Here is an 11,195-nt window from a genome sequence, read left to right as displayed (position 1 = left end):
ATCGCCACAGATACTGCTCTTGCTCAAGTTAGTGATGTTTTTGTAATCACCGTTAACAACACAAACGATCCGCCAGAGGTGGGGAATGAAATTGCAGATCCAGAAACAACAGAAGACACGGTTTTCAATTTCACTTTCTCAGAAGATGCCTTCATTGATATCGATGCTGGCGATAATCTCACCTACACTGCAACCTTGGAAAATGGCAACACTCTGCCGACTTGGTTGAGCTTTAATGCTAATACTAAAACCTTCAGTGGCACTCCCTTAAATGCCGATGTGGGTAGTCTGAATATTAAAGTTACTGCTACAGATACTTCTCTTGCTGAAGTCAGTGATGTGTTTGTACTCACTGTTAAAAACGCCAATGATGCGCCAGAGGTGATGAATGAAATTGCTAACCAAGAAGCAACAGAAGACACGGTTTTCAATTTCACTTTTTCAGAAGACACCTTTATTGATGTCGATGCTGGCGATAACCTCACTTACACTGCCACTCTTGACAACGGCGATCTTCTACCCAGTTGGTTAAGCTTCAATGCTGCTACCAAAACCTTTAATGGCACTCCCTTAAATGCGGACGTGAGTAACTTCAACATTAAAGTTACTGCTAGGGATATTTTTGGGGTTGAAGTCAGTGATGATTTTGCACTCACTGTTAAGAACGTTAACGATGCACCAGAGTTAGTTGAGGCGATCGCTAATCGAAAGGTAGTCATAAATACGCAGTTTAATTTCACTATCCCAGAAAATTCTTTCATTGATATCGATGCTGGCGATAGCCTCACCTACACTACTAATCTCGAAAACGGCGATCCACTGCCCAGTTGGCTAACTTTTAATTCTGCTACCCAGAATTTTAGTGGTACTCCGACGATGGAGAATTTGGGTAATCAGAATATCAAAGTCACTGTTAAGGATATTTCTGGGGATGAAGTCAGTGATGTGTTTGTATTGACAGTTGCTAAGTTCAATAGTGCACCAATTGTAGATCGGGCGATCGCTGACCAAAAGGCTACAGCAAAAACTACCTTCAACTTCACCATTCCTGAAAACACTTTTAGCGATGTCGATCTTGAAGATAACTTGACCTACACTGCTACCTTAGACAATGGCGATCCACTACCCAGTTGGTTAAGCTTCAATCCTAATGAGCTTACCTTCAGCGGCACTCCTACAAATGATCATGTGGGTAGCTTGAACATTAAAGTCACCGCCACAGATCCGGCTCTTGCTGAAATTAGTGATGTATTTGCACTCACAATTGCTAAAGCCAACAATCCACCAATTGTAGATCGAGCGATCGCTGACCAAAAAGCCACAGCAAAAACTACCTTCAACTTCACTATCCCTGAAAACACCTTTAGCGATGTGGATCTTGAAGATACCCTGACCTACACTGCTACCTTAGACAACGGCGACCCACTACCCAGTTGGTTAACCTTCGATCCTAATAAGCGTACTTTCAGCGGCATTCCGACGAATAATAACTTGGGTAGCTTGAACATCAAAGTTACCGCCACAGATCCGGCTCTTGCTGAAATTAGTGATGTGTTTGCACTCACCGTTGCTCAAGGGATTACTCCTGAGATTGAATCAATCAGCTTACTCACAAGAATTACAGGTGATATCTTTACGATCAAAAATCAAGTTAACGGTGAAAAAGCCAAACTCTCAGTCAAGATTAAAAGCAATACCTCTGAAGAAGTCAATGAACTGGGTGTATTTGTCGTTGACGATGCAGAAGGGAGGATTAATGGCGTATCCCCTGGTGCTGCAAATTACACCGAACTAGCTCTCCAACGAGCAACGGTGCTTCTTTCATCTCTTGCCAAACTACCCAATGGTTTTAATCCCACTGACCTCAGCAGGCTACTGGAATTCAACTCTGAGAGCAATCTAAGATTTTATTTAATCCGTAGCAGCACTACTCAGGCGGTGCTATCTGGACAAACCCCGTTTTCTCAGGTGCTTTTTTCCTCGGATACGAATGTGGACGATAAAGGGTTCTTTCTCAACTTCCAGAATTTGGTTGTCGATATTGCAGCAACAGAGCAAGATCCACCTCTAGGTACTGGTTTTCAAGGAAAATATGAACCCGAACTAATTGATTTACGGGATGTGAAACAATTGGTAAAAGCCGAATTTGTGGTTCATAGAGAAGCAGCTTTTAACAACTTTGTCGGCTTTTATCAGATAACTGATGAGAATGGTGGCATCGATACCAATGGCGATGGTACAGCAGATGTGCTGGTTGGACAGGCGGGTTATACTCAAGCTGCTATTAATAACCGTGTCGCTGGTATGGATTTGAGTGTGGCTAACGAAGGTACAGCAAGTTTTACAGGCACTTTCCAACCTGGTGCTATTTTCGTTCCATTTATCATTGTTAATGCCGGGGCTGATGCAATTCTTGATAGCAATCCCAAAAACGATCCAGCAGTTTACTTTTCCTTCTTGGGCGCTAACACTGACAAAGCAGATCATATTCGTCTGTTAGGGAATAACGCTTTTGGCTTTGAGGATTTGGCAAATGGCGGCGATCGAGATTACAACGATTTGATTGTCCGAGTTAATTTGAGTATCGCCTAGTCTGAAGTGACTCGTATAGATGTAATATAGCCTGTAAGCTTTATTGAGCAATGAGTACAGGCTTTTTTATGAAAAAGTCAAATATGAGTCATAAAGAGCGATCGCATCATCGATGTTTTAGCGAATCTGTCATTTGCCAGAAGATGCGATTACAGCAAAGTATTACAGTGATTCAAACAAATATGTGAGAGTATATTTATTCACTCACCCGGAGACATAATTATGGTTTTTGCTGGCAAACGACCAAATAATTTAGGTATTAGCAACGGTAAATTAGCATCCTGCCCTAATTCCCCTAACTGCGTTTCTAGTCATAGTCCAGATGCATCTCACCAAATTGCACCACTGACTTTTACATCTACTCCAGAAGAAGCAATTACTAATCTTAAACAGATTATTGAGTCTTTACCAAGAACCAAAATCATTACCGAAAGTAAAGATTATTTATATGCAGAATTTAAAAGTGCTTTACTGGGATTTGTGGATGATGTAGAATTCTATCTAGACCGGAGTGCCAATGTTATCCACGTGCGTTCAGCTTCACGTTTAGGTCAAAGTGATTTGGGTGTTAATCGTAAACGAATAGAGACGATTAGAGCCAATTTCAAGTAATTTGTAATTGAACTAACTAGGAAGATAAAGAAGTAGTTGGGCAAAATTAATTACACAATGTGATTACGAGTAAGACATTAGCAAAATATTGGATTGCTTCACTTAATTTGCAATGGGTGTAAATATTTTTGTCCATCTACTTATGTGGATTCAGACCATAGTAAAATCTGGAATGACGATAGTGAAATGTGGTGTGATATTTCACCGAAAATTATGAATTACCAATTAGTTAAACTCTGCGATCGCAATATTTGTGAAACTTAATTTATTTAAAAATTTTGACTCCCGGCCCCGACTGATAGTTGCTATCGGACTCGCTGTATTAGTTTTAGTAATCCTGCCGAATTCTCTGCACTTACCTACTCGCATTCTCTGCGCTTGGAACTCCGGTATTGACTTTTTCTTAGCTATAACTTGGTGGAAAATGACCAAGGCTAACCCAGAAAAAATTCGCCGTTATGCTGAGAGTGAATATGAAGGACATTTGGCTATATTTATGCTGGTGATTGCTGCGGCGTGTGCCAGTGTTTTAGCCATTGGGTTTTTATTAACTGATAAAAAAGGGTTGTCAACAATTCTGCTTGCCCTACACGTCATACTTTCAATTATGACCATTGTCGGTTCCTGGTTACTAGTGCATACGATGTTTGCAGTGCAATATGCACACAGTTATTACAAATATATTAATCGTAATCATAGTCAAGAAATCACTGGAGGTTTAGATTTTCCTCATAACGACTATCCAGACTACTGGGAATTTTTATATTATTCATTTGTAGTCGGCATGACCAGTCAAGTTTCAGATGTGCAGACAACATCACCCGATATGAGACGCTTGACTCTGTTACATGGCATATTATCCTTCTTTTTCAATACCACCATTCTAGCTATGAGTATTAATATCATTGCATCGCTGATTTAAAAATATATAGACAAGATATGCTGATTCAAAACGGTGAAATAGCTATTCGTCTGATGCAAGATTAAATGCATGATTATGAGTTCATAGAGCCAAAGAAATCATGAGGAAATGCATTCTACCTGTTATGCCTTCTTACCTGCTACTGGTTCAGCTATATTTTCCATATCGACCAGATTCCATTTTAAACCTTTGCTCCTATATATACGCTTCTGCAAATTTGGATAATCACCGATATCATGGTCTAGCCTTTGACCAACTACTATACATTTAAATATAGAATTGCCCGTGTTTTTCAGGTTGTGCGGCTTACCACCAGCGCGATATCCAATAAAATCTCCTGCTTTAACTGGATAAACGCTTTCTCCAATTGTTGCCTCAGCTTCTCCCTCAAGAACGTATACGCACTCTTCTTCGTGATAGTGCATATGAAGCTCCGTTGATTCACGTCCAGGCTCTACTTCAATGATGTGGAAACCGATATTTTTTAAACCTGTCAAATCCCCTAAAGACTTATTCAGTCTGCGAGCATTGGAGTTGAGAAAATGTGTTTTTTCTAGTCCTTCATAAGACTCAATTTCTTCTTTGGTGACTAAATACTTTTCCATTTCTTGATACCAAGGTGCTAAGAAAATTTGATGTTTAAAAAGCGAGAGGCCTAAAGCTCAATTAAGACGGAAGTTAAAACAGGTTCAAGGGTTCCATCTCAGCAGAAGCGATGCCCTTCTCTACGAGACGCTCCGCGAACGACAGGCTCAGGGTAAGACCTACGGCGGTAAACTACGCTTCTATTTGTGGATGGGATTATATCATTACCTCGTTATTAAGTGCAACTTCATAGAGAATTGGTATTAGTTAATGTCTGACTGGATACCGAGAGTACGTTACTAAATTAACTCGCGTGTTCCCAGTCACTAAGTAACTCATATTGTTGTACTATTTTATGGCATTTATGAAATGGTACTTTAGGAGTACCAATACTCCTACCAGGAAAAGACTGTTTTTTAGTCTTGGTAGGTCTATTTTCTAGGGTTGTTAAACTGAACTGTTGGGTTTTCATTGGTAAATAAATCTCTGATTAAAACCTGAGCACCAATGTATAACATCAATTTGCAAACGGCAAATTTCTGAAGAAAAATAAAAAAGACATATTTAATTTCTAAAGGAAAGAAGAGAAATTGATGATAAGATTTATAGCTACACAATAAATGAAGCAGGTTCTAGATAGCACAACTCTTGACTTGGTTCGTGAGAAAAGCAAATCATGCAACTACACCGATTCGACAACATTCAGGAGTTCTGGCACTGCACTCAGGCTTACTTACTCCAGCATCAGGTAGAAAATAATGTTTTGCTCAGTATTTCACATACCTTGTTGCATAACCCAGAACGTTATCTGGGTAAGCCTTATTTAGCAATTGTCCAAACAAGTGGTGAGATTCTGGCTGTTGCCATCCGCACCCCACCCCAAAAATTGATACTATCCAAAGCCCAGAATATGGATGCCTTGCGGTTGATTGCTCAAGATTTGCGTCAAGAGCAACTGCCAGGAAGTATGGGACTGACTTTTGAGGCAGAAATATTCTCGCAGACTTGGCAAGCGCTGACAGCACAATTCTATCAATCGTCGGTGGTAATGAAAATTTACCAATTAACAGCAGTGCAAAGAGTATCAACGGCCAGAGGATATCTCAGACTAGCAACTGAAGGCGATCGCTCTCTTTTGATCGAGTGGCTTTCTGCATTTTTATCTGAGATAGATGAGGCTGTGAGCGAAGATGTCGAACACCAAGTAGATAATCGGTTGAAGCAGCAGAATACTTATTTGTGGGTTGATAACACTCGAGTTTCAGTTGCGTCTAGTAAACAAGTGTTACCTACAATAGGTCGGATCAATTTAGCTCATACACCACCAGAGTATCGTCGCAAAGGATATGCCACTGCCTGTGTCACAGCTTTAAGCCAAAAACTGCTAGACCTGGGATGCCGCCATTGTTTCCTCATAGCAGATTTAGCCAATTCCACAGCCAATCATATTTATCAAGCGATTGGGTATCGCCCCATTTGCGATTGGCACGAATACTCATTCACCTCTAAGGAGTAAGCATAATAAAGCGATCGCTCCAATTAAATTACTTTCAATGGCAGAATACACCAAGGGCGATCGCTTATCCATCTGCCATACTTAGAAATGCGCTCGTCCTGTGGTTGATTACTATTGCTCTATTCTAAGTGTGATTGAAACTTGTCGTCTGAGGAAAATTGATCCTTGGAATTATATTGCTCAAGTTCTTACTCAAGCTCGTCAGGGTATCAAATGTTAACCCATCCCTCTTGCTTCTTAATTTATTGTTAGCGGGGGGAATGTGAAAACTTACAATTGAAGAGTTGATTTACTCTTAAGCTTAAGTGTGCCCAATGAGACTAACGATCGCTGCGGCTAAATCCACAGGCTCGACGGGTTTAGGTAGATGTTTTTGAAATCCTGCTGCCATTGCTTGGTTGTAATTAATTTCTCCTGCATAAGCAGTTAAAGCGATCGCAGGTATTTGTCCGCCTTGCTCTGGTGGTAATTTTCTCACTTCGCGTAGCAACATATAGCCATCCATGAAAGGCATCCCAATATCGCTTAAGAGGATATCTGGCTGGGATTGCACTAATGTTTGCAGCGCTTCATCTGCTGATTCAACTGCCGTTACCGTCGCGCCATATTGTTCCAGGGCAAAGCTAAAAAATTCTCGCACATCAGCTTGATCGTCCACAAGCAGTATTTGTACTCCAGCCAGTAATGTCTCCTCAGTACTGAGTTCTGCTTGAGAAGCCTCACTACTGCTAACTCGCAACTCAGAATTTTTGAGCAAAGGTAGTTTGACTGTGAAGGTAGCTCCTTGTCCTTCTCCCAGACTCTCTGCCTGAACTGTGCCACCATGAAGTTCTACTAAATGACGTACAATTGCCAGTCCCAATCCCAATCCACCAAAAACTCTAGTTGTCTTAGCATCTGCTTGCCGGAAGTAATCAAAGACGTAGGGCAAAAATTCTGGGTTAATTCCTTTACCTGTATCAATTACCTGGATTTGAGCATCTAAACCAACTTGCTGTAGACGCACTTCTACTCGTCCTTCTGTAGGTGTGAATTTAACGGCATTGGAGAGGAGATTCCACATCACTTGTTGCAAGCGATCGCCATCGCCGAGAACTTTGCCGATATCATTACTTAAGACCGTTTGAATTTGAATTGATTTGGCTTCTGCTGCTAAACGCACCGTTTCTAATGCAGATGCGATCGCTATTTTCAAATCCACTGCATGGAGATTTAAGCTGACTTTACCTTGCAAAATCCGCGAAACATCAAGTAAATCTCCAATCAATTGGGTTTGTAACTTGGCATTCCGCTCAATGGTTTCCAAAGCCCGGATTTTAGTAGCTTCGTCGAACTTGCGGGTTCTGAGTAACTTTGCCCACCCTAAAATCGGATTCAAGGGAGTTCGGAGTTCGTGGGAAAGGACAGCGAGAAATTCATCTTTAATCCGGTTGGCTGTCTCGGCTTCTGCCCTGGCAGTCTTTTCGGCTTCGTAAAGTTGAGCGCGGGCGATGGCTTGAGCACACTGCTGTCCCAGTGTCAACATAAATCCCCGGTCTTCTTGATTAAATATTCGTCCAGTAGTAAAGCTTAATCCCAAAGCCCCAATTACTTTACCTTCTACTATCAAGGGAATGGAAGCCCAGGCATTATTCGCTATAACAGTCACAACATCTGCTAAGTCGGGATATCTAGCAATCATGGCTGCTAAATTTTCTAAAAAAATCGGCTGCCCAGTTCTGACTGTTTCTGCTATTTGGTTAGGTGCTGTTAGCGGAAAACTTGTCGAAGTATTTATGAGCGTTTGCGGATAGCCAATTGCTTGCACAACTTTTAGGGTAGTATTTCCTTCAGTAAGTAAGACAACGGAACCACCAGTAGCTTCCAAGGCGGCAATGCCTTGGTTCACCACTACATCAGTTACCTGTTGGGGAGTTAAGGCTTCCGAGAAGGCAGCAGTTATTTTTTGTAAAAGTACTGTGCGATTGACAGACCGTTCAGTTTCCTGGTAAAGTCTGGCGTTGTCGATGGCTGTCGCTGCCCGCCGAGCAATATCTTCTGCTAAAGCCAAGTCTGTTTGTTGATAGTACCGACCAGATTCGGCGGTAAAAAAAGAGATTGCTCCAAATAATTGCCCGCGAGAACGAACTGGAATCACCATCAAAGAACGAATACCCAGACTTTGCAGCAATTGCAGATGTTCGTTGTCTTCAGACATCTCTACAAGATTAGAGTCAGATAATTCGGGATAAAAGACAGATATTCCTAGCCTTAGCTGCCGGACAAGCTGTTTGGCTTTGGTTTTGGGTCGATAACGCCGTCGGATTTCGTCTAAAATATTTAGTTTTGTGGGATCGGCAATTGCGATCGCAATTTGTTTACTTGACCAATCTTCCTCAAAGACATCTACAATGCACAAATCAGCTAAAGTTGGAACTGCTAGATTTGCCACATTTTCTAAGGTGATTTCATAATCTAATGAGGCAGCTAGTAAGGTGCTGGCTTCGACTAAAAAGTTTTGTGTGGCTTCAATTCGTTTGCGATGGCTAATATCTTCAATAATCCCTAATGCATACATTGGTTGTCCCTTAGCATCCCAAACTACTGATGAAGTTAGATTTGCCCAAACTATAGAACCATCTTTGCGGATGTAGCGCTTCTCTAAGGAATAACCACTAATTTCTTTTGCTAAAACTCGCCGAGCATTTTCCCAATCAACTTCTAAGTCGTCAGGGTGGCTAATTTCCTGAAAGTTCATTTGAATTAACTCTTCATGGCTATACCCAGTAATTTCGCACAGAGCAGGATTAATTTGCAGAAATCGTCCATCCAACCGTACTAGAGTAATACCCACAGCTGCCTGATTGAACATTGCCCGAAACCTTTCTTCGCTTTCTCGCAAAGCAACTTCTGTTTGCTTTGCTGCTGTCACATCTGCCAAAATAATGCCAATTCCTACCGTTTCACCCATTGCGTTATGAACTGGGTAATAGTTGCCGAGCCAGTAACCGTAACGTCCTAGTTGTCCTCTTGTCTCACCACTGATTTCCATATTCAGCAGGGGTTCTCCAGTATCTAACACGCGCTGTAACTGTGGCTCTAACTCAGCCGCCATCGCTGGCAAAACTTCCCTAAATTTGCGTCCTAGATGTTCTTCTATAGTTAAACCGTTAATGTCAGCGAAAACTTGATTAATGCGGATATATTGCAGTTCCCGATCTAAAAAGCATACGGCAACAGGAGCCGCTTCTAGCAACGCATCTAGGAGAGATAGAGATTCGGCATAATGGATTAAAGCTTGGTGGATGTCTCGATAAAGTTGGGCATTTTCTACTGCTAAGGCAGCACGATGGGTAATATCTGTTGCTAAAGTTAGGTCGGTGCGATCGTAGCGACGGTTTGATTCTGCGGTGACAAAGCTGATAGTGCCGAGTACTCGCCCTTTTGCGCTTAACGGCACAATCATTACAGACTTCATCCCCAATTGCCGAACAAGTTCTAAGTGTTCCTGATTCTGAGTAGTCGCCACCAATAGCGAATCAGATACCTCTGAGATCAATTCGCTTTGCCCGGTTTGCAGTACTCTAGTAATTGCACTTGCACCCTTGTAATCTGTCACATACTCTTGAAGTTTACGCGCCAACTCCGCTTTCGATGGGTCTGCATGGGCAATGGGTAGGCGACGAATGGAACCATCTTCATTTAAAATATCGACACTACACCAATCAGCTAATTGGGGAACTGAGATTTTAGCGATCTGTTCTAAGGTTTGTTCGTAATCTAGCGAAGTAGAGAGTAAACTACTAATTTGGGCAATATAGCGGAGTCTTTCCTCAGCCTGCTTGCGCTCTGTAATATTCACACCTGCACAGATAATACCTAAAATGCTATTGTCTGCATCCCTTAGTGGTTCAACTAGCAAATCATAAAAACAGTCTTTTCCAGAAGTTGTCAGACAAACTTCTTCACGGGTTGCAACACCAGTCTCTATTACCTTTAGCTTAATTGCCTGCAATTGCTCTGCTACTGAGGCTGGAAATAATTCATCATCAGACTTACCTAACATTTCCTCAGCAGTGTGTAGACCTTGAGGATTATGAATCCACTGATATCGCAAATTGCGATCCTGCTGAAAAACCACGATATCTGAACTACTTAACGCTAATCGAAATCTTTCTTCACTAACTCTCAGCTGTTGCAGATTTCTATCAGCTCGTATTTTAGCAGTCTTTAATGCCTCACATAAGATAATAAAGAGCAATCCTTGTAATGCAAACAACCCAATTCGTACAGAATTAGATAAGTCAAAACTCAGCTCATAAGCTGGGGGGAGAAAGAAGTAATTGCTCAGTAACGCAGATAAAGAAGTTGCTAACAATCCTGACTTCAAACCACCATACCAAGCACTCAACATTACAGCGCTAAAAAACAGCAGGAAAGGAGTTCCACTCATGTTTAACCAGGGGTCTAGCATCAACATTAGCACTAGTGCAAGTGCGACAATTAATACAACGATGCCATAACGCAGTAACTGAGAATAATGAATATGGGGCATGAAAAGTTTTTGGAACAACCAATACTCATTACAGAGGTTGTATATACCCTAAGCTAGTTTGTAAATTTTAGTAACTTATCTCCAGATAGATTTTTGCTGATTTATAAAAACCTCTTTTGCTAGAGGTCTATTTGTTAGATATCTGATAAGGGAAGGAAAAATTTAGCTCAATCCATCAAGATAAATTCCACTGTTTTGCTAATCTAAAATACTAAATACAACAAACACGAAACTAATTTATAACAAAAATTATAGAATAATATCTGGTTCAGAATAGAGATAAATATAAAATCTTGGCTGTCGGTCATTAACTGCCATACTACTATTTATTTGGTGGACATCAATATTTAAATTTGAATGCATAAGTAAACAATTGATATTGCCAGGATATTTACTTAAGCATTAGAGATAATCACAACGCGATCGCCTACTTA

Annotated in this window: 6 protein-coding genes and 1 pseudogene; 5 read left to right on the top strand and 2 right to left on the bottom strand. The window is 41.1% G+C overall.

Annotated features, from left to right (window positions below):
- The 3 genes from V7K61_RS12155 to V7K61_RS12145 form a co-directional block, all read left to right on the top strand.
- The coding region (locus tag V7K61_RS12155) for a putative Ig domain-containing protein (RefSeq protein WP_335053551.1) at window positions 1-2,592 on the top strand (2,592 nt) is incomplete at its 5' end.
- 222 nt (window positions 2,593-2,814) lie between these two features.
- Window positions 2,815-3,204: a DUF1499 domain-containing protein gene (locus V7K61_RS12150; protein ID WP_335053550.1), complete on the top strand. Its 390-nt coding sequence runs from the start codon at window positions 2,815-2,817 to the stop codon at window positions 3,202-3,204.
- Window positions 3,205-3,457: 253 nt separating this feature from the next.
- On the top strand, window positions 3,458-4,126 hold the full coding sequence (locus V7K61_RS12145; RefSeq protein ID WP_335053549.1) for a DUF1345 domain-containing protein: 669 nt from the start codon (window positions 3,458-3,460) through the stop codon (window positions 4,124-4,126).
- A gap of 122 nt (window positions 4,127-4,248) precedes the next feature.
- On the opposite strand, the gene V7K61_RS12140 is transcribed toward V7K61_RS12145, so the two are convergent.
- Window positions 4,249-4,731, bottom strand: a complete 483-nt coding sequence (locus V7K61_RS12140; protein ID WP_334877529.1) for a cupin domain-containing protein — start codon at window positions 4,729-4,731, stop codon at window positions 4,249-4,251.
- A gap of 656 nt (window positions 4,732-5,387) precedes the next feature.
- Here V7K61_RS12140 and V7K61_RS12135 point away from each other — a divergent pair.
- Window positions 5,388-6,227, top strand: coding sequence for a GNAT family N-acetyltransferase (locus tag V7K61_RS12135; protein WP_335053548.1), 840 nt, complete (start codon window positions 5,388-5,390; stop codon window positions 6,225-6,227).
- Between the two features lie 112 nt (window positions 6,228-6,339).
- Window positions 6,340-6,447: pseudogene (locus tag V7K61_RS34100) on the top strand (transposase domain-containing protein); the annotation flags it as partial.
- A gap of 81 nt (window positions 6,448-6,528) precedes the next feature.
- On the opposite strand, the gene V7K61_RS12130 reads toward V7K61_RS34100, so the two are convergent.
- A complete protein-coding gene (locus V7K61_RS12130) occupies window positions 6,529-10,761 on the bottom strand; it encodes a PAS domain S-box protein (protein WP_335053547.1) in 4,233 nt (1,410 codons plus the stop codon).
- Between the last annotated feature and the right edge of the window lie 434 nt (window positions 10,762-11,195).

Origin of the sequence: Nostoc sp., assembly GCF_036918015.1 — a bacterium.
Classification (GTDB): Bacteria; Cyanobacteriota; Cyanobacteriia; order Cyanobacteriales; family Nostocaceae; genus Nostoc.
This window is presented reverse-complemented; position numbering and strand designations above follow the sequence as displayed.

Bases quoted from the DNA above. Each gene is read 5' to 3' on its own strand.
- V7K61_RS12150 (WP_335053550.1), top strand. From the start codon at position 2,815: ATGGTTTTTGCTGGCAAACGACCAAATAATTTAGGTATTAGCAACGGT.
- V7K61_RS12140 (WP_334877529.1), bottom strand. From the start codon at position 4,731: ATGGAAAAGTATTTAGTCACCAAAGAAGAAATTGAGTCTTATGAAGGA.
- V7K61_RS12135 (WP_335053548.1), top strand. From the start codon at position 5,388: ATGCAACTACACCGATTCGACAACATTCAGGAGTTCTGGCACTGCACT.
- V7K61_RS12130 (WP_335053547.1), bottom strand. From the start codon at position 10,761: ATGCCCCATATTCATTATTCTCAGTTACTGCGTTATGGCATCGTTGTA.